17 protein-coding genes are annotated in these 20,374 nt (G+C 67.8%); 15 read left to right on the top strand and 2 right to left on the bottom strand.

Translation table 11 applies throughout. The features are described 5' to 3' along the window. The first annotated feature begins 43 nt into the window (after positions 1-43). The 7 genes from HHL11_RS31855 to HHL11_RS31825 all read left to right on the top strand — a co-directional run bounded on the left by HHL11_RS31855 (position 44) and on the right by HHL11_RS31825 (position 8,207). Positions 44-1,213 carry a hybrid sensor histidine kinase/response regulator gene (locus HHL11_RS31855; RefSeq protein ID WP_169422649.1) on the top strand — a complete coding sequence of 390 codons (1,170 nt, stop codon included), beginning with the start codon at positions 44-46 and terminating at the stop codon, positions 1,211-1,213. 126 nt (positions 1,214-1,339) lie between these two features. Further along, positions 1,340-2,968, top strand: a complete 1,629-nt coding sequence (locus tag HHL11_RS31850) for a 3-(methylthio)propionyl-CoA ligase (RefSeq protein WP_169422648.1) — start codon at positions 1,340-1,342, stop codon at positions 2,966-2,968. 166 nt (positions 2,969-3,134) lie between these two features. Continuing rightward, positions 3,135-4,388: a branched-chain amino acid ABC transporter substrate-binding protein gene (locus tag HHL11_RS31845; protein ID WP_169422647.1), complete on the top strand. Its 1,254-nt coding sequence runs from the start codon at positions 3,135-3,137 to the stop codon at positions 4,386-4,388. Between the two features lie 106 nt (positions 4,389-4,494). After that, positions 4,495-5,442, top strand: a complete 948-nt coding sequence (locus HHL11_RS31840) for a branched-chain amino acid ABC transporter permease (RefSeq protein ID WP_169422646.1) — start codon at positions 4,495-4,497, stop codon at positions 5,440-5,442. Between the two features lies 1 nt (position 5,443). Continuing rightward, a complete protein-coding gene (locus HHL11_RS31835; RefSeq protein WP_169422645.1) occupies positions 5,444-6,739 on the top strand; it encodes a branched-chain amino acid ABC transporter permease in 1,296 nt (431 codons plus the stop codon). Then, positions 6,736-7,506 carry an ATP-binding cassette domain-containing protein gene (locus HHL11_RS31830; RefSeq protein WP_169422644.1) on the top strand — a complete coding sequence of 257 codons (771 nt, stop codon included), beginning with the start codon at positions 6,736-6,738 and terminating at the stop codon, positions 7,504-7,506. The genes HHL11_RS31835 and HHL11_RS31830 overlap by 4 nt, the downstream gene beginning before the upstream one ends. A gap of 5 nt (positions 7,507-7,511) precedes the next feature. After that, entirely contained in the window at positions 7,512-8,207 is a 696-nt protein-coding gene (locus HHL11_RS31825; protein WP_169422690.1) for an ATP-binding cassette domain-containing protein, read from the top strand. Here HHL11_RS31825 and HHL11_RS31820 read toward each other — a convergent pair whose 3' ends face one another. Continuing rightward, on the bottom strand, positions 8,208-9,929 hold the full coding sequence (locus HHL11_RS31820; protein WP_169422643.1) for a hybrid sensor histidine kinase/response regulator: 1,722 nt from the start codon (positions 9,927-9,929) through the stop codon (positions 8,208-8,210). It abuts the gene before it with no gap. A 107-nt stretch (positions 9,930-10,036) separates the two neighbouring features. Next, a complete protein-coding gene (locus HHL11_RS31815) occupies positions 10,037-10,771 on the bottom strand; it encodes a hypothetical protein (RefSeq protein ID WP_169422642.1) in 735 nt (244 codons plus the stop codon). A 203-nt stretch (positions 10,772-10,974) separates the two neighbouring features. Between HHL11_RS31815 and HHL11_RS31810 the strand changes: the two genes are divergently transcribed. The 8 genes from HHL11_RS31810 to HHL11_RS31775 all read left to right on the top strand — a co-directional run bounded on the left by HHL11_RS31810 (position 10,975) and on the right by HHL11_RS31775 (position 20,358). Next, complete coding sequence (locus HHL11_RS31810; protein ID WP_169422641.1) at positions 10,975-13,074, top strand: 3-hydroxyacyl-CoA dehydrogenase NAD-binding domain-containing protein; 2,100 nt, start codon at positions 10,975-10,977, stop codon at positions 13,072-13,074. A gap of 55 nt (positions 13,075-13,129) precedes the next feature. After that, the gene (locus tag HHL11_RS31805) at positions 13,130-14,602 is read left to right on the top strand and encodes a M20 family peptidase (RefSeq protein ID WP_169422640.1); all 1,473 of its coding nucleotides are present in this window, start codon (positions 13,130-13,132) and stop codon (positions 14,600-14,602) included. 26 nt (positions 14,603-14,628) lie between these two features. Next, on the top strand, positions 14,629-15,804 hold the full coding sequence (locus HHL11_RS31800; RefSeq protein ID WP_169422639.1) for an acetyl-CoA C-acyltransferase: 1,176 nt from the start codon (positions 14,629-14,631) through the stop codon (positions 15,802-15,804). A gap of 148 nt (positions 15,805-15,952) precedes the next feature. Next, a complete protein-coding gene (locus tag HHL11_RS31795) occupies positions 15,953-17,848 on the top strand; it encodes an acyl-CoA dehydrogenase (RefSeq protein WP_169422638.1) in 1,896 nt (631 codons plus the stop codon). Further along, positions 17,848-18,075 (top strand): DUF308 domain-containing protein, encoded by a 228-nt coding sequence (locus HHL11_RS31790; RefSeq protein WP_169422637.1) that lies wholly within the window; start codon positions 17,848-17,850, stop codon positions 18,073-18,075. Before HHL11_RS31795 ends, HHL11_RS31790 begins: the two co-directional genes overlap by 1 nt. 22 nt (positions 18,076-18,097) lie before the next feature. Further along, the gene (locus HHL11_RS31785; protein ID WP_169422636.1) at positions 18,098-18,889 is read left to right on the top strand and encodes an SDR family oxidoreductase; all 792 of its coding nucleotides are present in this window, start codon (positions 18,098-18,100) and stop codon (positions 18,887-18,889) included. 4 nt (positions 18,890-18,893) lie between these two features. Next, positions 18,894-19,328 (top strand): hotdog fold thioesterase, encoded by a 435-nt coding sequence (locus tag HHL11_RS31780; protein ID WP_169422635.1) that lies wholly within the window; start codon positions 18,894-18,896, stop codon positions 19,326-19,328. 13 nt (positions 19,329-19,341) lie between these two features. After that, positions 19,342-20,358, top strand: a complete 1,017-nt coding sequence (locus HHL11_RS31775) for an NADP-dependent oxidoreductase (protein WP_169422634.1) — start codon at positions 19,342-19,344, stop codon at positions 20,356-20,358. The last annotated feature ends 16 nt before the right edge of the window (positions 20,359-20,374 follow it).

The raw sequence follows: 20,374 nt of genomic DNA, 5'->3' as shown, positions 1-20,374 counted from the left end.
GGCGCCTTCCCTTCCTTGAACCCAGGTCCCGATAATCGGGCGAATGCCCATGCATGATCTCGCCGGCGAGGCTCCATCCATCCTGTTCGTGGACGACGAACCCACCTCGCGCAAGTGGTTCGCGCTCGAATTCGGCGACGAATTCAAGGTGGCCACCGCGGGCGGCGCCGATGAGGCGCTGGCCATCCTGAGCGAGCGCAGCCACGAATTCGGCGTGCTGGTCACCGACTACCGCATGCCCGAGCGCGACGGCATGAAGCTGCTGCGCGCCGTGCAGCGCGACTACCGCCACGTGATCCGCCTGCTGGCCACGGCCTATGCGGAGAAGGACGTCGCGATCGCCGCCGTCAACCAGGGCAAGGTGCTGCGCATCCTGGAAAAGCCGCTGGACGGCACGGCCACGCGCGAGGCCTTGCGCGAAGCCCTGGCGCTGTATCGCAGCCAGGCGCTGGAGCGCATGCTGAACGAAGGCCGGGTGGCGGCGCTGCGCGAAGCCATCGGCTTCCTGGCGCACGAACTGAACACGCCGCTGGCCACGGTGCGCGGCTACGTGAGCACGGTGGCCGCCCGCCACGTGCCGGCCGGCCCCGATGCGCCGCCGGGCGTCGCGCAGTTCACCGAGGACCATCCGGGCGAGATCCTGGCCGCGCTGGAGCGGGCCGAGCGGCGCGCGCTGTATGCGCAGTCGCTGGTGTCGACCTTCGTGCAGTCGGCGCGCGACGCCTATCCGGGCGCGCAGCCGCAGTCGGTGTCGGCGAGCAGCCTGGTCGGCGCGCTGCAGGACGAATTCCCCTTCGAGGACAGCGAACGCGCCATCGTCAGCAGCGACGTCAAGCGCGACTTCTGGCTGCCGGGCCGGCGCGACCTGCTGTACCTGGTGCTGTGCACGCTGGCCAAGAATGCCTTGCAGGCACTGCGCGGCCAGCCGGCGCCGCAGTTGCGCATCGAGGTCGGCTGCGACGCGGCGGCCCCCGCCGGCAAGCGCGCCTGGATGGTGTTCGCGGACAACGGCCCCGGCATCCCGCCGGAGGTGCTGGCCAAGCTCACGCGCGAGCCGATCACCACCCGCGCGGGAGCCGGCGGCAACGGCATGGGGCTGATGTTCTGCCACCGCGTGATGCAGGCGATCAGCGGCTCCATCGAGATCCGGTCCACGGTGGGGCAAGGCACGGCGGTCACGCTGTACTTCCAGCCGCTGGCCGAACAGGGCTGAGCGGCTCCGGCCCGGTGCCGCCGGGCCTCGCGACGCGTCGGCGACACAGGCGCGGATTTCCACCGAGTAGGGGCGGGGGCCCGCCGGGGTAGCATCCGGCCCAGAACGTACTTCCGGAGACAAGGAATGCTGGGCCTGATGCAGAACCAACCGCTGCTGATCTCTTCGCTGCTCACGCACGCGGAGCGCCACCACGGCGACGGCGAGATCGTCTCGCGCCGGGTGGAAGGCGACATCCACCGCTACCAGTGGCGCGACGTGGCACGCCGCGCGAAGCAGGTGGCGAATGCGCTGGACCAGATGCAGCTGCTGTTCTCCGACCGCGTCGCCACGCTGGCCTGGAACGGCTACCGCCACCTGGAGCTGTATTTCGGCGTCAGCGGCTCGGGCCGCGTGCTGCACACGATCAACCCGCGCCTGCACCCGGACCAGATCGCCTGGATCGCCAACCACGCGGAGGACCAGGTGCTGTGCTTCGACCTGAGCTTCCTGCCGCTGGTGCAGGCGGTCCATGCCCGCTGCCCGGGCATTAAGCAGTTCGTGGCCTTGTGCGACCCCGGCAGGCTGCCGGCCGACAGCGGCATCCCCAACCTGGTCGCCTACGAGGACTGGATCGGCGGCCAGCCGGCCGCGTACACCTGGCCCTCGTTCGACGAGAATTCCGCTTCGAGCATGTGCTACACGAGCGGCACCACGGGCAACCCGAAGGCCGCCCTCTACAGCCACCGCTCCACGATCCTGCACGCCTATGCAGCCTCGCTGCCGGACGTGATGTGCCTGTCGGCGCGCGACTCGGTGCTGCCGGTGGTGCCAATGTTCCACGTCAATGCCTGGGGCATCCCCTACGCGGCGGCGCTCACCGGCTGCAAGCTGGTGTTCCCCGGCGGCGCGCTCGATGGCAAGTCGGTCTACGACCTCATCGAGTCGGAGAAGGTGACTTTCGCGGCCGGCGTGCCGACGGTGTGGCAGATGCTGCTGGGGCACATGAAGCCGAACGGCCTGCGCTTCTCCGCCCTGAATCGCACCGTGATCGGCGGTTCGGCCTGCCCGCCGGCGATGATCAACGCCTTCCGCGAGGACTACGGCGTCGACGTGCTGCATGCCTGGGGCATGACCGAGATGAGCCCGCTGGGCACGCTGTGCACCCTGAAGAACAAGCACCTGGCCATGCCGGCCGACGAGCAGATGAAGATCCGGCTGAAGCAGGGCCGGGCCATCTTCGGCGTCGACATGAAGATCGTCGGCGACAACGGCGAGGAACTGCCCTGGGACGGCAAGGCCTTCGGCGACCTGTACGTGAAGGGGCCGTGGGTGGTGCGCGAGTACTTCAAGGGCGAGGGCGGCGACCCGCTGGTGGACGACTGGTTCCCCACCGGCGACGTGGCGACCATCGATACCGACGGCTACATGCAGATCACCGACCGCAGCAAGGACGTCATCAAGTCCGGCGGCGAGTGGATCAGCTCGATCGACGTCGAGAACATCGCGATGGCGCACCCGGGCGTGCAGATGGCGGCCTGCATCGGCATGCGGCATCCCAAATGGGACGAGCGGCCGGTCGTGGCGGTGGTGAAGAAGCCGGGCGCGGAGCTCACCCGCGAAGAGCTGCTGAAGTTCTACGAAGGCAAGATCGCCAAGTGGCAGGTGCCCGACGACGTGGTCTTCGTCGACGCGATCCCCCTCGGCGCGACCGGCAAGATGCTGAAGACGCGGCTGCGGGAGCAGCTGAAGGACTATCGGCTGCCGACGGCCTGACGCTGCGCGATCCCTTCGAGTCAATGTGCGAAGCCGACATATGCACGCGCAAGCCGCTGTCACGTTGGCGATACACATGCGCGCTGCTTACGGGCAATCCCTGACCGGGCCGCGGACTTAACGCCTGTACTCTGCGCGCTGTCAGGAATCCCTCAGGAGACAGTCGATGAAATTCACGATGAAGGTCGTTGCGGTCGCGGCGCTGTGCGCCGCCTCGGGTCTGGCACTCGCGCAGAAGGGCGAGACGGTCAGGATCGCGTTCATGGACCCGCTGTCGGGCCCGTTCGCGAACGTGGGGCAGAACCAGCTGAAGAGCTGGCAGTTCGTGGCGGACCGCTTCTCGGGCAAGAACGCCGCCGGCGTCAAGTACGAGGTGGTGGGCTTCGACAACAAGGGCACGCCCGAAGGCAGCCTCAACACGCTGAAGGCCGCCATCGACCAGGGCTTCCGCTACGTCACGCAGGGCAACGGCTCCGGCGCCGCCTGGGCGCTGCTGGACGCCATCAACAAGTACAACGATCGCAACCCCGGCAAGGAGATCGTGTATCTCAACTACGCCGCCGTCGACCCCGCGATGACGAACGCGCCGGAGAAGGAAGGCGCGCCCGGCTGCAGCTTCTGGCAGTTCCGGCTGGATGCCGACACCTCGATGAAGATGGAGGCGCTGACCTCCTTCATGAAGGACCAGGCCAGCGTCAAGAAGGTCTACATCATCGGCCAGAACTACTCGCACGGCCAGCAGGTCTCCAAGTACTTCAAGGACGCCATCAAGCGCAAGCGCCCGGACATCCAGATCGTCGGCGACGACCTGCACCCGATCGGCCAGGTGAAGGACTTCGCGCCCTACGTGGCCAAGATCAAGGCCTCGGGCGCCGACGCGGTGCTGACCGGCAATTGGGGCCAGGACCTCACGTTGCTGGTGAAGGCGATGAACGACGCCGGCCTGAAGGTTCCCATGTACACCTACTACGCCGGCGTCACCGGCACGCCCACGGCTCTCGCCGCCGGCGGCGAGAGCCAGGTCTACGTGGTGGCCTACGGGCACGCCAACCACACCGGCGAGCTGGGGCAGATCGGCGCCGACTTCCACAAGAAGTTCAACGACGACTACTACACCTACGCCACCTACAACGGCATCAACCTGATGTCCGCGGCCATCGCCAAGGCCAAGTCCACCGACCCGGTGAAGGTGGCCCACGCCATGGAAGGCCTGCAGGTCAAGAGCTTCGCCGGCGACGTGACCATGCGCGCCAGCGACCACCAGCTGCAGCAGACCATGTTCATCACCAAGTGGCAGAAGGCCAAGCCGGGCGAGTACAAGGTGGAGAACACCGATTTCACCTTCGTGCCGGTGAAGCAGATGGACCCGTACGTGTCCAGCACGCCCACCAGCTGCCAGATGAAGCGTCCGGCGGGCTGATGCACGGGTGACGCGAAAAGCCGGGGCAAGCAGCGTCCCGGCTTTTTTTTGCGCGCGCGGCCCGGCAGAATGCGGGCCAGGCAGAACGAACACAGAAAAAGCACGGATGGAGTTCTTCACCATCTCCCTGTTGAACGGCATCAGCTACGGCTTGCTGCTGTTCATGCTCAGTTCCGGGCTCACGCTGATCTTCAGCATGATGGGCGTCCTCAATTTCGCCCACGCCAGCTTCTACATGCTGGGCGCCTATTTCGCCTATACGACGACGCAGTGGTTCGGCTATTGGCCGGCGCTGGTCATCGCGCCGCTGCTGGTGGCGGGGCTGGGCGCGCTGTTCGAGAAGTACGCGTTGCGGCGGGTGCACAAGTACGGGCACGTCGCGGAACTGCTCCTCACCTTCGGGCTGTCCTTCATCATCCTCGAGATGGTGCAGCTGGTCTGGGGCACCAGCTCGGTGGACTACCGGGTGCCGGCGGCCCTGAGCGGGCCGCTGTTCACGCTGTACGGCACCCAGTTCCCCATGTACCGCGGCTTCATGATGCTGGTGGCGCTGTTGATGCTGCTGGCCATGTGGCTGCTGCTCACGCGCACGCGCATCGGCCTGGTGATCCAGGCGGCGCTGACGCACCCGGACACGGTGGAGGCGCTGGGCCACAACGTGCCGCGCGTGTTCATGCTGGTGTTCGGCGGCGGCTGTGCGCTCGCCGCGCTGGCCGGCGTGATCGGCGGCAATGCCTTCGTGACCGAGCCGGGCATGGCGGCGACGGTCGGCTCGGTGATCTTCGTCGTCGTGGTGGTGGGTGGCATGGGCTCGCTGGCCGGCGCCTTCGTCGCCTCGCTCGCGATCGGCGTCATCCAGACCTTCGCGGTGGGCATCGACCGCTCGCTGCTCGACGCCGCGCAAGTCGTGGGCCTGGCCATCACGCCCGAGACCTTCGGCTACGCGCTGTGGAAGCTGAAGATCTCGCAGGTCGCGCCCATCCTGCCTTACGTTTTCCTGGTGCTGATCCTGATCTTCCGGCCCAAGGGCCTCCTCGGCACGCGGGAGGGCTGACATGGGGCAGAGGAACTACTACGAATTCAAGCCGCACAACGTCGGCCGCTGGGTGGTGTGGGGCGCCTTCGGCCTGATCCTGGCCGTGGCGCCGCTGCTGTTCACGAGCAGCCTGGCGCACACGATGCTGTCGCAGATGGGCATCGCCATCATCGTCTGCCTCTCGTACAACATGCTGCTGGGGCAGGGCGGCATGCTCAGTTTCGGCCACGCGGTGTATTCGGGCATGGGCGCGTTCTTCGCGATCCACGTGCTGAACCTGGTGGGCAAGGGCCATTGGCCGATCCCGGTGAGCCTGGTGCCCATCGCCGGCGGGCTGGCCTCGGCGGCCTTCGCGGTGCTGTTAGGGTATGTGACGACGAAGAAGGCGGCGACGCCTTTCGCCATGATCACGCTGGGCATAGGCGAGCTGGTGTGGGCCTCGTCGCTGATGTTCCCGGAGTTCTTCGGCGGCGAGGGCGGCATCTCCAGCAACCGCGTGGTGGGCGCCAAGCCCTTCGGCATCACCTTCGGGCCGCAGATCCAGCTGTACTACCTGATCGCGGTCTACACCTTCGCCTGCACGGCGCTGATGTTCGCCTTCACGCGCACGCCGCTCGGGCGCATGCTCAACGCGGTGCGCGACAACCCCGAGCGGGTGGAGTTCGTCGGCTACGACACGCAGAAGGTGCGCTACATCTCCTTCATCATCGCCGCCTTCTTTGCGGGGATCTCGGGCGGGCTGGCGGCGCTGAACTTCGAGATCGTCACCTCCGAGGTGGTGAGCGCGCCTCGCTCGGGCGCCTACCTGCTGTTCACCTTCCTCGGCGGCGCCACCTTCTTCTTCGGCCCCATCCTCGGCGGCGTGCTGATGGTGCTGGCCTTCGTGCTGCTGTCGGAATACACCAAGGCCTGGCTGCTGTACCTGGGCCTGGTCTTCCTGTTCATGGTGATGTACGCGCCCGGTGGCATCGCCAGCCTGATCATGATGAACCTGCGGGTGGCGAGCTTCGGGCGCCTGAAGCAGCTGTGGGTCAGCTACCTGGCGCTGTTCGTCACCGCCTTCCTGGCCTTGCTGGGCGCCGCCGCGATGATCGAGATGGTCTACCACCTGCAGCTCAATGCGGCGCTGGGGCCCAAGCTGCAGTTCCTGGGCGTGCCGCTCGATGCCAAGGGCGTCGACACCTGGTTCGGCGCGGTGTTCTTCATGCTCACGGCCGTCGCTCTGTTCGAGCTGGCCCGCCGCCACTTCTCGCGCCAGTGGGGCGAGATCCACGAGCACATCGAAAAAGAGATGAAGCGGAGGGAAGCCCTGTGACCGCGGCGCTTGAACTGAAAGACCTGCGCAAGAGCTTCGGCAAGACGGAGATCATCCGCGGCTGCAGCCTGCAGGTGGACGCCGGCGAGCGGGTCGCCGTGATCGGCCCCAACGGCGCCGGCAAGTCCACGCTGTTCAACCTGGTCAGCGGGCGTTTCCCGCCCAGCAGCGGCCAGGTGCTGCTGCACGGGCAGCGCATCGACGGCAGGAAGCCCTTCGAGATCAACCGCCTGGGCCTGTCGCGCAGCTTCCAGATCACCAACATCTTCCCCAAGCTGTCGGTGTTCGAGAACCTGCGCTGCGGGGTGCTCTGGAGCCTGGGCTACAAGTACACCTTCCTGCGCTTCCTGGCGGACCTGCACGATGCCAACGAGCGCGCCGAGCAGCTGATGGAGCGCATCCGCCTGCACAAGAAGCGCGACGTGCTGGCGGCCAACCTCACCTACGCGGAACAGCGGGCGCTGGAGGTGGGCATCACCATCGCCGGCGGCGCCAGCGTGATCCTGCTGGACGAACCGACCGCCGGCATGAGCCGCGAGGAGACGCGGCGCTTCATCGAGCTGATCAAGGAAGTGACCGTGGGCAAGACGCTGCTGACCGTGGAGCACGACATGGGCGTGGTGTTCGGCCTGGCCGACAAGATCGCGGTGGTGGTCTACGGCGAGATCATCGCCTTCGACACGCCCGAGAAGGTGCGGGCCAACCGCAAGGTGCAGGAGGCCTACCTCGGTTCCTCCGTCGCCGACGAGCAGGCGGGGGCGCATTGAACACGATCCTGACCGTCGACAAGCTGCACGCCTACTACGGCAAGAGCCACGTGCTGCACGGCGTGCAGTTCGACGTGGGCCAGGGCGAGATCGTCGCGCTGCTGGGGCGCAATGGCTCCGGCCGTTCCACGACGGCCAAGGCCATCATGGGCATGGTGGAATGCAGCGGCGACGTCACCTGGCGCGGCCAGGGCATCCTGGGCCGCAAGCCCTACGAGATCGCGCACCTGGGCCTGGGCTACGTGCCGGAGAACCGCGACATCTTTCCCAAGCTCACGGTGCACCAGAACCTGATGCTGGGGCAGAAGAGGGCCGGCCAGAAGGGCCGCTGGTCCTTCGACGACATGTACGGCATGTTCCCGCGGCTGAAGGAGCGGCAGCACACCGAGGCCGGCGTGCTGTCCGGCGGCGAGCAGCAGATGCTGACCCTGTGCCGCACCCTGATGGGCGACCCGGAACTGATCATCATCGACGAACCGACCGAAGGCCTGGCGCCGAAGATCGTCGAACTGGTGGGCGAGTACCTGAAGACGCTGAAGGCGCGCGGCGTGTCGGTGCTGCTGATCGAGCAGAAGCTGACCATCGCCATGGCCATCTCCGACCGCGCGCTGGTCATGGGGCACGGCAGCATCGTGTTCCAGGGCACGCCGGACTCCCTGCGGGCGGACGCCTATGTCCGCAAGGAGTGGTTGGAAGTTTGATTACGGCGCGGCCGCGTGCTCCGGCGCGTTCAACACCCGCTCCAGTTCCTCGCGCAGCAGGTCCGGCTGCACGGGCTTCGTCAGGTAGCCGTTCATCCCGACCTCCAGCGCGCCTTCGCGCCAGGACGGCAGGTCGTTCGCGCTCAAGCCGAGCACCGGGATCGCATTCGCCGGCGCGGGCCGGCTGCGCAGCGCGCGCGTCGCCTCCACGCCGCTGAGCCCCGGCATCTGCATGTCCATCAGGATGGCGGCGGGGCGCGCCCCTTCGTCGATCATGCGCAGGGCTTCGCCGCCATGCTGCGCCTCGATGGCGTGCACGCCCAGCTCGCCGAGGCGGGCCTTGACGATGGTGCGGTTGAAGGCGCTGTCGTCCACCACCAGCACCGTGCGGCCCGCCAGGTCCAGGGCCGGCCGGGCGGCAGGTTCCGGCGCGGCCGCGGGTGCGGCCTCGGCGCCGGCCGGCGCGGGCGGGAAGCGCAGCGTGAATTCGGTGAACTGGCCCAGCTCGGAGCGGCAAGCGATGTCGCCGCCGCAGGCGCGCATGGCGCGGCGCGAGAACGCCAGGCCCAGGCCCGTGCCTTCGACCTTGCCGGCGGACTGGAACTCTTCGAACAAGCCGCCGACGACCTCCGGCGGAATGCCCGGGCCGGTGTCACGCACCACGATGCGGTGCTCGGGGCCGGCGTCGACGGTGATGGTGATGGTGGCTTCGGGATGCAGGGGCAGGTAGTACAGCGCGTTCTTCAGCAGGTTGAACACGATCAGCACCACGGCGGTCTCGTCGCCGATGAAGACGAAGTCATCCAGCACGTCCAGCCGCACGCGGGAGCGCTGCTGCGCGCCTTCGTAGGCGTATTCGTCCACCGCCTTCTGCACGCAGGCTGCGGCGGACAGGCGCGTGTAGTGGCTGGTGTCGACGGCGCGCTCGCTCAGTTGCTGCAAGGTGAGGGTGATCGCCTGCAGGCCGCGGCCCACCGAGCGCTTGCCCTGGGCCGTGAGGTTCAGGAGCTGCGCCAGGTCCTCGCGCGTGAGCACCGCGCCATTGCGGCTGGTGTTGCGCCGCAGGCTGGCCTCGATGGTGTCCAGCGCATGCTGCACCTGCGACAGCGGCGTGCGCATCTCATGCGCCACGGAGCCCGCCATGCCGGAATAGAGGCGGCGCATGCGCACCAGCTCGGCGCGTTTTTCCACGTACTTGGAGATGCTGCCGCTGGCCACGAGCACGGCGCTCAGGGGCACCCACCACAGCAGGAAGCTGGAAGGCAGCACGGGGTCCGGCATCATGAGCCAGTACACCGCGATGCTGGACATGTAGCCGGCCACCAGCATGATGATGGTGTTGCGCCAGTCGGTCAGCAGGATGATCAGCACCACGCTCACCACCATGTTGGCGACCGAGGGCGTGGATGCGTTGTTCTGCAGCAGCGTGAGCGGCAGCAGGAAGGCCAGCGAATAGAAGACGGCGAACCAGGAGTAGCCCAGGTAGTAGGGCTGCAGTTTCTGCGGCCAGTACTTGCGCGTGGCGAGGCCGAAGCAAAGGACGGTCGCCACCAGGCGCCAGTGGAGGTCGTCCCACAATGGCGGCAGCCTGCCGGTGAAGCGCAGCAGGTAGATGCCCGGGAACGCGACTGTCCCCACGATGCCGATTCCCTGCAGCAGCCCGCCGTTGCCAGCGTGATGCGCCCGATACCTGCGCATGAGGTCGGTGACCAGTCTTTTCATTCCCTCTCCCTTGCCCCCGGCCCCCGGGCGCTCGTGGCGGCCCGGGCTGTGCCGGCTCTCATGGGAACTTTATAGCAAACGGGGTCAGCTGGAAGTACGCCATCTCCTCAAGCAGCGAGGGCGGCTTCTTCCTCGTGCAGGACGGCAACGGGAACCACGCCGCGGCGGGCCGGCAGCGGCACCTCGAGCGCTGTGGCGACGGCGGCCACGGCCCCGGCCACCAGCATGAAGTCGCGCCCGCTCGCGCCGCGCAGCGGGGCCGCCGGGCGCATGCCGAAGCGGCGCCACAGGCGCGCCATCACGGGCGTGGCAATGGCGTAGAAATGGTCGACGTCGCGCTCTTCGATCAGCGCGCGCAGGGCCAGGGTCAGGCAGTCCTGCAGCAGCTCGGGCGAACGCTCGTCCGGCGCCACGATCAGGCGGCCCACTTCCCAGTTGCCCGCGCCGAGGATGCGGTTGCCGGCCTCGCCGATGCCGTCGGGCAGGCGCTCGGCCGCGGTGAGGCGCAGGCCGCTCGGCACGAAGCGCATCGTCGCCACCAGCTTGCTGCCGCGGTACATGGCCGTGACGAAGCCCATGTCGTCGCGCAGCGTCTCGTAAGGCATCAGGCCGGCACCCAGGTCGTCCTCGACGCCCATCGGGGCGTGCTTGCGCAGCGTCGCAAGCTCCTCGCGCTGGCGGGCCGTGCGCAGCACGCGCAGCTGCAGCGGGGCGTCCGCTTCGGCAACGTGGAAGTCCAGCGCGGGCGCGGGGCCGGAATCCTGGAAATCGAGCGGCGCGGCGAGCGCGGCGGGGTTCCAGAGCTTGGCTTGGGTGACAGTGGTGAAATCGATGGCGCGCATGGGTATCCTCCTTGAGAAGTTGAAATAGGACTGCGGGGGTGCCGCCAGCAAGGCTTCAGCGTCCAGGCTGGTATTGGCCGCACCATTGTGATAGACCACACCTGTTTTGTCCCGGCTGCGACAAGCCGCTGTTGGCACCCGGGCGCACGCCTCTAGAATCGCGAAAAGCGAACGACCGTTCTTTTCTCATCAAAGGAAGCAGCATGACCGCTGAATACAAGGTGCACGGCGACGTGGCCGTCATCACGATGAACAACCCGCCAGTCAACGGCCTGGGCTATGCGACGCGGGTCGCGATCACGCAGGGCCTGGACCAGGCCAATGCCGACCCCGCCGTCAAGGCCATCGTGGTCACCGGGGCCGGCAAGGCCTTCTCGGGCGGCGCGGACATCAAGGAGTTCGGCTCCGCCAAGGCCACGCAAGACCCGAACCTGCTATCGGTCATCCGCGCCCTCGAGAACTCGTCCAAGCCCACCGTGGCGGCGATCCATTCCGTCGCCATGGGCGGCGGGCTGGAGCTGGCCCTGGGCTGCCACTACCGCATCGCGGCGCCCGGCGCCAACATCGCGCTGCCCGAGGTGAAGCTGGGCCTGATCCCCGGCGCCGGCGGCACGCAGCGCCTGCCGCGCGTGCTGGGCGTGGAACCGGCCCTGAACATGATCGTGAGCGGCGAGCCGGTCAAGAGCGAGCTGCTCGCCCAACTGCCCGGCCAGAAGCTGTTCGACAAGATGGCCGCTTCGCCCGAGACCCTGGCCGAAGAAGCCCTGGCCTTCGCGCGCTCGGTCGCCGACGCGCGACCGCTGCCGCTGGTGCGCAACCTGCCGGCCAAGCACCCGCAAGGCGACGCCTACTTCCAGTTCGCCCGCAACATGGTCAAGGGCATGGCGAAGAACTTCCCCGCGCCGGCCAAGTGCGTCGACGCGGTCGAGGCCGCGACCAAGAAGAAGTTCGAAGAGGGCATGGTCTTCGAGCGCGAGATCTTCACCAACCTGATGTTCACGCCGGAATGCCGGTCGCTGCGCCACCTGTTCATGGCGGAGCGCGCGGCCTCCAAGATCGCCGACGTGCCGGATGACACGCCCAAGCGCGCCATCGAGCGCGTGGCCGTCATCGGCGCCGGCACCATGGGTGGCGGCATCTCGATGAACTTCCTGAACGCCGGCATCCCGGTGACCATCCTCGAGACCAAGCAGGAGGCGCTGGACCGCGGCCTGGCCACGATCCGCAAGAACTACGAGGCGCAGGTCAAGAAGGGCAAGCTGAAGCAGGACAAGTACGAGCAGCGCATGGCCCTGCTCAAGCCCACGCTGTCTTATGACGAGATCAAGGACGCCGACCTGGTGATCGAGGCGGTGTTCGAGGAAATGGGCGTCAAGAAGGCGGTGTTCGAGACGCTGGACGGGACCATGAAGCAGGGCGCCATCCTGGCGTCCAACACGTCCACCCTGGACCTGGACAAGATCGCCGCCTTCACCAAGCGTCCGCAGGACGTGGTCGGCCTGCACTTCTTCTCGCCGGCCAACGTGATGAAGCTGCTGGAAGTGGTGCGCGGCGCCAAGACGGCCAAGGACGTGATGGCCACCGTGATGGCGCTGGGCAAGAAGATCAAGAAGACGGCCGTCGTCTCCGGCGTCACCGACGGCTTCATCGGCAACCGCATGATCGAGCAGTACAGCCGCCAGGCCGGCTTCCTGCTGGACGAAGGCGCGACGCCGCAGCAGGTGGACAAGGCCATCGAGAAGTTCGGCTTCGCGATGGGCCCGTTCCGCATGGGCGACCTGGCCGGCAACGACATCGGCTGGGCCATCCGCAAGCGCCGCGCGGCCGAGCGGCCCGACATGCTGTATTCGCGCACTGCCGACAAGCTTTGCGAGCTGGGCCGCTTCGGCCAGAAGACCGGCGCCGGCTGGTACGACTACCAGGCCGGCAAGCGCGACGCGATCCCGTCGAAGCTGGTCGAGGACATGATCGTCGAACACCGCAAGTCCCTGGGCATCGAACCGCGCAAGATATCCGACGACGAGATCGTGCAGCGCCTGGTGTTCTCGCTGGTCAACGAAGGCGCGCGCATTGTGGAAGAGGGCATCGCCGCCCGTGCGAGCGACATCGACATGGTCTACATCACGGGCTACGGCTTCCCCATCCATCGCGGTGGCCCGATGCAGTATGCCGACGAAGTGGGCCTGTTCAACGTGGTCCAGGCGATGAAGCGCTTCGGCCAGAACCCGCGCGACGATGCGAAGTTCTGGCAGCCGGCGCCGCTGCTGGCCAAGCTGGCCGCAGACGGAAAGACGTTCAGCTGAACGTCTGAACGGTGCGGCCATCCCGGCGCAAGCCGGGATCCCGCGCCGACTCACCATGCTCAAACGCATTTTTCTCGCTCTGGCTGCCGTGGTCCTGCTGCTGGTGGCCGCGCTGGCCATCAACACGCTGCGCCAAGGCTCGCGGCAGCTGCAGGTGCCGGCCGCGGCGCCGTTCGCGATCGATCGCGCGGCGCTTGCCGACAAGCTCGCGGGCGCGATCCGCATCCGCACCGTTTCCGGCCCGGACGAGAAGCGGGCCGACCCGGCGCGCTTCCAGGAACTGCACGCCTACCTGGCCCAGCGCTTTCCGCTCGTGCATGCGCGGCTGAAGCGCGAGGAGGTGGATGGCGTGCACCTGCTCTACACCTGGCCCGGGACCGACCCGTCGGCCAAGGGCATCGCCCTGATGGCGCACCAGGACGTGGTGCCGATCGCGCCGGGCACCGAAGGCCAGTGGCAGCAACCGCCTTTCGACGGCGTCGTGAAGGACGGCTATGTCTGGGGCCGCGGCACCTGGGACGACAAGGGCAACCTCGTCGCCGAACTGGAAGCCGTGGAGCAGCTGCTGGCCGCCGGCTTCCAGCCGCGGCAGACCGTCTACATCGTCTCCGGCGCCGACGAGGAACTGGGTGGCGATGGCGCGCGCAAGATCGCGCAACTGCTGCAGGACCGCAAGGTGCGGCTGGAGTTCGTCATCGATGAAGGCCTGGTGCTCACGCACGGCATCTTCCCCGGCGTGCAGGCGCCGGTGGCGCCCATCGGCGTCGCCGAGAAGGGCTACATGTCGGTGGAGCTGAAGGCGAAGTCGGCCCCGGGCCACTCGTCGATGCCGCCGCCGGCAGGCACGGGCTCGATCGCCCAGGTCAGCGCCGCGCTTTCGCGCCTGGACACGCAGCAGATGCCGGCTTCCATGAACGGCGTGGCGCGCGAGATGTTCGAGACCCTGGCGCCCGAGATGAGCGGCCTTCAGCGCGTCGCGCTGTCCAACCTGTGGCTGTTCGGGCCCGTGGTGCAGGCGCAGATGGAACGCTCCGGGAGCATGAACTCCACACTGCGCACGACCACGGCCCTGACCATGGTGCACGCGGGCAACAAGGACAACGTGCTGCCGCCCGACGCGACCGGCACGGTGAACTTCCGCATCCTGCCCGGCGACACCCGCGAGAGCGTGCTGGCGCACGTGCGCGAAGTCGCCGGCCCCGGCATCGCGGTGCGCGAGTTGCCGAGCAGCTACGACCCCACGCCGGTGACGCCGACGGCTTCGACCGGCTACCAGGCCGTGAACCGCGCCGTGCGCGCCGTGTTCCCGGGCACGGTGGTCGTGCCGGCGCTGTACGTGGCCGGCTCCGATTCGCGCTCCTTCGTGCCCATCGCCGACAACATCTTCCGCTTCTGCCCGGTGCGCGCCGGCCCCGAGGACCTCTCGCGCCTGCACGGCACCAACGAACGCATTTCCGTCCAGAACCTCGCCGAGCTGGCGCAGTTCTACCAACAACTGCTGCGCAACCTGAATGCGCCGGCGCCCTGAACCGATTTCATCCAGAAAGGCCTGACATGACCAACGCCGTCATCGTTTCCACCGCCCGCACGCCCCTGACCAAGAGCTGGAAGGGCGCGTTCAACATGACGCACGGCGCCACGCTGGGCGGCCACGCCGTCAAGCACGCCCTGCAGCGCGCCGGCGTGCCCGGCGATGCCGTGGAAGACGTGCTGATGGGATGCGCCAACCCCGAAGGCGCCACCGGCGCCAACATCGCGCGGCAGATCGCGCTGATGGCGGACCTGCCGGTCACGGCGTCGGGCGTCACGATCAACCGCTTCTGCTCCTCGGGCCTGCAGACCATCGCGATGGCTTCGCAGCGCATCATCGCCGGCGAGGGCGACGTGTATGTCGCCGGCGGCGTGGAGAGCATCTCCTGCGTGCAGCAGGAAATGAACCAGCACATGCTGCGCGACCTGGCGCTGGACAAGAAGAAGCCCGAGATCTACTGGTCGATGCTGCAGACCGCGGAGCAGGTGGCCAAGCGCTACAACATCGGCCGCGACGCGATGGACGAATACGGCGCCGCGTCGCAGCAGAAGGCGTGCGCCGCGCAGGCCGCCGGCAAGTTCGAGCAGGAGATCGCGCCGATCACCGTGACGGCCGGCGTGGCCGACCCGGTGATGGGCCTCGTCTCCAGGCAGGTGACGGCCAGCAAGGACGAGGGCCTGCGCGAAGGCACGACCAAGGAAAACATTTCCGGCATCCGGCCGGCGCTGCCGGGCGGCGTCATCACGGCCGGCAATGCCAGCCAGTTCTCCGACGGCGCCGGTGCCTGCGTCATCGTCAGCGAGGAATACGCGGGCCGCAACAACCTGAAGCCGATGGGCCGCTTCCTGGGCTTCGCGGTGGCGGGCTGCGAGCCGGACGAAATGGGCATCGGCCCGGTGTTCGCCGTGCCGAAGGTGCTGAAGAAGCTGGGCCTGAAGGTGAGCGACATCGACCTGTGGGAGCTGAACGAAGCCTTCGCGGTGCAGGTGCTCTACTGCCGCGACAAGCTGGGCATCCCGGCCGACCGCCTCAACGTCAACGGCGGCGCCATCGCCGTCGGCCACCCCTACGGCGTCTCGGGCCAGCGCCTGACCGGCCACGCCCTGATCGAAGGCAAGCGCCGCGGCGCGAAGAAGGTCGTGGTGACGATGTGCATCGGCGGCGGGATGGGGGCGGCGGGCGTCTTCGAGGTTCTTTGAAGACGGACTTCCGGACGCAAAGGGCGCAAAGGATTCGCAAAGGACGCAAAAGGGAGAACCGATAAGGTCTTCTGATTCTTTTGCGACCTTTGCTCTCTTTTGCGCCCTTTGCGTCCGGCAGTTCTGACTTCAGCACACGAACAACCCCATGTCCGCACTCCGCCCCACCCTCGACTTCCTCCTTTACGACTGGCTGCATGCCGAGCGGCTCGATGAGCGCGCGCGGTTTGCGGACCATTCGCGCGAGACCTTCGATGCCGTGCTCGATACCTGCGAGCGCATCGCGCGCGAGAAGTACGCGCCCTTCAACCGCGTGGTGGACACGCAGGAGCCGCACTTCGATGGCGAGAAGGTGATCCTGCCGCAGGCCACCCACGAGGCGCACCAGGCCTACGGCGAGTCCGGCATGCTGAGCGCGAGCCAGGATTACGAGGAGGGCGGCATGCAGCTGCCCTATACCGTGGAAGCGGCGGCGGGCCTGTTCTTCGCGACGGCTTCGGTCAGCATCAACAGCAGCCTGCTGACCAAGGGCAACGCCAACCTGCTGATGGTGCACGGCACCGAGCCGCAGAAGGCCGTGTTCGCCCGCAACGAATTCGCCGGCCGCTTCTCCGGCACGATGGCGCTGTCGGAGCCGCAGGCCGGCTCGTCGCTATCGGACATCGCCACGCGCGCGACGCCGGACGGCACGGACTTCGAGAGCGATCCGCTCGGCCCGCGCTACCGCCTCAAGGGCAACAAGATGTGGATCTCGGCCGGCGAACACGAGCTGTCCGAGAACATCATCCATCTTGTGCTCGCGAAGATCCCCGGCCCCGACGGCAAGCTCGTCGCCGGCGTGAAGGGCATCTCGCTGTTCATCGTGCCGAAGAAGCTGGTGGACACCGAAGGGCAGCTCACGGGCGAGCGCAACGACGTCGCGCTGGCCGGGCTGAACCACAAGCTGGGTTGGCGCGGCACCACCAACACGCTGCTGAATTTCGGCGAAGGCAAGTACCCGGTGCGAGGAGCATCAGGAGGCGGCCTGGACGGCCGCGGTGCCGGCGCCATCGGCTACCTGGTGGGCAAGCCGGGCGAAGGCCTGCGCTGCATGTTCCACATGATGAACGAGGCGCGCATCGGCATCGGCCTGGCCGCCACCGCGCTGGGCCTGGCGGGCTACTACGCTTCGCTCGATTACGCGAAGAACCGGCCGCAAGGACGGCCGGTCGGCCTTCGGCCGACAAGTCGGCAAGACACCGGAAACGACGCAAGCGTCGTGGGCAAGGACCCGGGCCAGCCGCAGGTGCGCATCATCGAGCACGCCGACGTCAAGCGCATGTTGCTCGCGCAGAAGTCGTACTGCGAAGGCGCACTGGCGCTGCTGCTGTACTGCGCCCGCCTCGTCGACGAGCAGCACACCGGCACGCCCGAGGCGGTCGAAGAGGCCCGCCTGCTGCTCGAAGTGCTGACGCCGCTGGCCAAGAGCTGGCCCAGCGAGTTCTGCCTGGAGGCCAATTCGCTGGCCATCCAGGTCCACGGCGGCTACGGCTACACGCGCGATTTCCCGGTGGAGCAGTACTGGCGCGACAACCGCCTGAACATGATCCACGAGGGTACGCACGGCATCCAGGCCGCCGACCTGCTGGGACGCAAGGTGGTGATGGAAGGCGGCAAGGGCCTGCTGCTGCTGGCGCAGCGCATCAACGCCACCATCGAGCGCGCAATCCAGCAGCCGGCGCTGGCCGAACACGCCAATGCGCTGGGCCAGGCGCTGCAGAAGGTCGGCGCCGCCACCAAGGCCGCCTGGGCCACCGGCCAGGCGACCGACGCGCTCGCCAATGCCGTGCCCTACATGCAGGCTTTCGGCCACCTGGTGATCGCGTGGACCTGGCTGGACGTGCTGCTGGCCGTTCCCGCCGCGAGCAATTCACCGGCCGACGAGGGCCGGCGCCGCGCCGCCCGCTATTTCTTCCATTACGAACTGCCGAAGATCGGCGCCTGGCTGCGCGTCGTCGAGACGCGCGATCCCACCTGCGCCGGCATGCCCGAGGAGGCTTTCTGATGACGAACCGCCGCACCCTGGAGCGCATCGACACGCTGGTCTGGGTCCTGATCTTCGGCGGCCTGCTGACGCTGGTGCTGGGCATCGCCTCGCACGACGAGACGGCCGTCGGCGGCTGGAGCCTGTCGGTGCTCGGGGCACTCGCCACCATCGCCGGCATCGTGCTGATCTTCGTGCGCTCGCGCCTGCACGAGACCCCCGAGGCCGGCGCAGAATCGAAGCCATGAACCACGAAGTCCGGAGAGACGCATGACGCGCACTGTGCAATCCCTGTTCGACCTCGAGGGCAAGACGGCCCTCGTCACCGGCGGCTCGCGTGGCCTCGGCCTGCAGCTGGCCCATGCCCTGGGCGAGGCCGGCGCCCGGGTGATGATCAGCGCCCGCAAATCCGACGAGCTGGAGCAAGCGGTGGCGGACCTCGAGGCCGTCGGCATCGATGCCCGCTGGATCGCGGCGGACTGCGCGCGCGAGGAGGACATCCAGCGCCTGGCCGACCAGACGCTGGAGCGCATGGGCGACGTCGACATCCTGGTGAACAACGCGGGCGCCGCCTGGGGCGCGCCGGCGGAAGACCACCCGGTCGACGCCTGGGACAAGGTGATGAACCTCAACGTGCGCGGCTATTTCCTGCTGGCCCAGCGCATCGCCAAGCGCAGCATGATCCCGCGCAAGTCCGGCCGCATCGTCAACATCGCTTCGATCGCGGGGCTGGGCGGCAACCCGCCGGAGATGAACACGCTGGCCTACAACACGTCCAAGGGCGCGGTCATCACCTTCACGCAGGCGCTGGCTTGCGAGTGGGGCAAGTACGGCATCAACGTCAACGCCATCTGCCCGGGCTTTTTCCCGAGCAAGATGACGCAGGGCACGCTGGACCGCATCGGCACCGAAAAGCTGGCGCAGAACGCGCCGCTGCGGCGCCTGGGCGACGACGAGGACTTGAAGGGCGCGATGCTGCTGTTCGCCTCCGATGCCGGCAAGCACATCACCGGCCAGTGGCTGGCGGTGGATGGCGGCGTGTCCGTGGTGACGGGGGGCTGAGCGCGTGGCACGAGACAACGGCTTTCCCTTCGGCGTCGAGATTCCCTTCATCGACCTGCTCGGCATCGAGATGGTGCGCTACGAGGGCGGCGAATCGGAGCTGCGCTTCGCGCCGAAGCGGGAACACATGAACTCCTTCCAGGTCGCCCACGGCGGCGCCGTCATGACCTTGCTGGACGTGGCGCTGGCGACGGCCGCGCGCAGCGTCGACAAGGAGCTGGGCGTGGTCACCATCGAGATGAAGACCAGCTTCATGCAGCCCTGCGCGGGCGTGCTCACGGCCCGCGGCAAGCTGCTGCACCGGACCAAGTCCATGGGCTTCTGCGAAGGCAGCATCGTCGACGACCAGGGCCGCCTGTGCGCCCAGGCCACCGGCACTTTCAAGTTCGTGCGGCGGTCCGCTCCGACGGCCGCGGCGAACGTCATCTCCACCGACTGACAGAGGACTCCTCATGCCCACGAACAAGCAGATCCTGCTGGACAACCGCCCGACCGGCGAAGCCCAGGCCAGCAACTTCAAGCTGGCGAGCGGCACCACGCCGCCGTTGAAGGACGGCGAGGTACTGGTCAAGCACCACTTCCTCAGCCTCGACCCGTACATGCGCGGGCGCATGAACGACGCCAAGAGCTACACGGCGCCGCAGCCCGTGGGCCAGGTGATGCAAGGCGGCACGGTGGGCGAGGTGGTCGAGAGCCGCAGCCCCAAGTTCCAGCCCGGTGACAAGGTCGTGGGCATGGGCGGCTGGCAGGAATACAGCGTCGTCTCCGCCGACCAGCCGGGCAGCATCCGCAAGGTGGACACGACCCACGTTCCCCTGTCGCACTATCTCGGCGCGGTGGGCATGCCGGGCGTGACGGCCTGGTACGGGCTGGTGAAGATCATCGAGCCACAGGCAGGCCAGACCGTCGTCGTCAGCGCCGCCAGCGGCGCGGTGGGCAGCGCCCTCGGCGCGCTCGCCAAGGCGCGCGGCTGCCGCGCGGTCGGCATCGCGGGCGGCCCGGACAAGTGCCGCTACGTGACCGAGGAACTGGGCTTCGACGCTTGCGTCGACTACAAGCAGCACAAGGACGCGGGCTCGCTGTCCAAGGCGCTGAAGGAAGCCTGCCCGGACGGCATCGACGGCTACTTCGAGAACGTGGGCGGCATGGTGATGGACGCCGTGATGCTGCGCATGAACGCGCACGGCCGCATCGCCCTGTGCGGCATGATCGCCGGCTACGACGGCCAGCCGATCCCGATGGCCTATCCGCAGCTGCTGCTGACGAACCGCATCAAGCTGCAGGGCTTCATCGTGAGCGAGCACATGGAAGTGTGGCCGCAGGCGCTGCAGGAGCTGGGGCAGCTGGTGGGCAGCGGCAAGCTGCGGCCGCGCGAGAGCGTCGCGCAAGGCCTGGAGTCCGCGCCCGAGGCCTTCCTCGGCATGCTGAAGGGCAAGAACTTCGGCAAGCAGGTCGTCAAGGTGGCCTGACGCGCGCCGGCCTGCG

This window comes from Ramlibacter agri, assembly GCF_012927085.1.
Taxonomy (GTDB): domain Bacteria; phylum Pseudomonadota; class Gammaproteobacteria; order Burkholderiales; family Burkholderiaceae_C; genus Ramlibacter; species Ramlibacter agri.
This window is presented reverse-complemented; position numbering and strand designations above follow the sequence as displayed.

Excerpts from the sequence above, each read along its gene's own strand:
- HHL11_RS31855 (WP_169422649.1), top strand. The coding sequence starts at position 44 with ATGCCCATGCATGATCTCGCCGGCGAGGCTCCATCCATCCTGTTCGTG.
- HHL11_RS31850 (WP_169422648.1), top strand. The coding sequence starts at position 1,340 with ATGCTGGGCCTGATGCAGAACCAACCGCTGCTGATCTCTTCGCTGCTC.
- HHL11_RS31845 (WP_169422647.1), top strand. The coding sequence starts at position 3,135 with ATGAAATTCACGATGAAGGTCGTTGCGGTCGCGGCGCTGTGCGCCGCC.
- HHL11_RS31840 (WP_169422646.1), top strand. The coding sequence starts at position 4,495 with ATGGAGTTCTTCACCATCTCCCTGTTGAACGGCATCAGCTACGGCTTG.
- HHL11_RS31835 (WP_169422645.1), top strand. The coding sequence starts at position 5,444 with ATGGGGCAGAGGAACTACTACGAATTCAAGCCGCACAACGTCGGCCGC.
- HHL11_RS31820 (WP_169422643.1), bottom strand. The coding sequence starts at position 9,929 with ATGAAAAGACTGGTCACCGACCTCATGCGCAGGTATCGGGCGCATCAC.
- HHL11_RS31815 (WP_169422642.1), bottom strand. The coding sequence starts at position 10,771 with ATGCGCGCCATCGATTTCACCACTGTCACCCAAGCCAAGCTCTGGAAC.
- HHL11_RS31810 (WP_169422641.1), top strand. The coding sequence starts at position 10,975 with ATGACCGCTGAATACAAGGTGCACGGCGACGTGGCCGTCATCACGATG.
- HHL11_RS31805 (WP_169422640.1), top strand. The coding sequence starts at position 13,130 with ATGCTCAAACGCATTTTTCTCGCTCTGGCTGCCGTGGTCCTGCTGCTG.
- HHL11_RS31800 (WP_169422639.1), top strand. The coding sequence starts at position 14,629 with ATGACCAACGCCGTCATCGTTTCCACCGCCCGCACGCCCCTGACCAAG.
- HHL11_RS31795 (WP_169422638.1), top strand. The coding sequence starts at position 15,953 with ATGTCCGCACTCCGCCCCACCCTCGACTTCCTCCTTTACGACTGGCTG.
- HHL11_RS31790 (WP_169422637.1), top strand. The coding sequence starts at position 17,848 with ATGACGAACCGCCGCACCCTGGAGCGCATCGACACGCTGGTCTGGGTC.
- HHL11_RS31785 (WP_169422636.1), top strand. The coding sequence starts at position 18,098 with ATGACGCGCACTGTGCAATCCCTGTTCGACCTCGAGGGCAAGACGGCC.
- HHL11_RS31775 (WP_169422634.1), top strand. The coding sequence starts at position 19,342 with ATGCCCACGAACAAGCAGATCCTGCTGGACAACCGCCCGACCGGCGAA.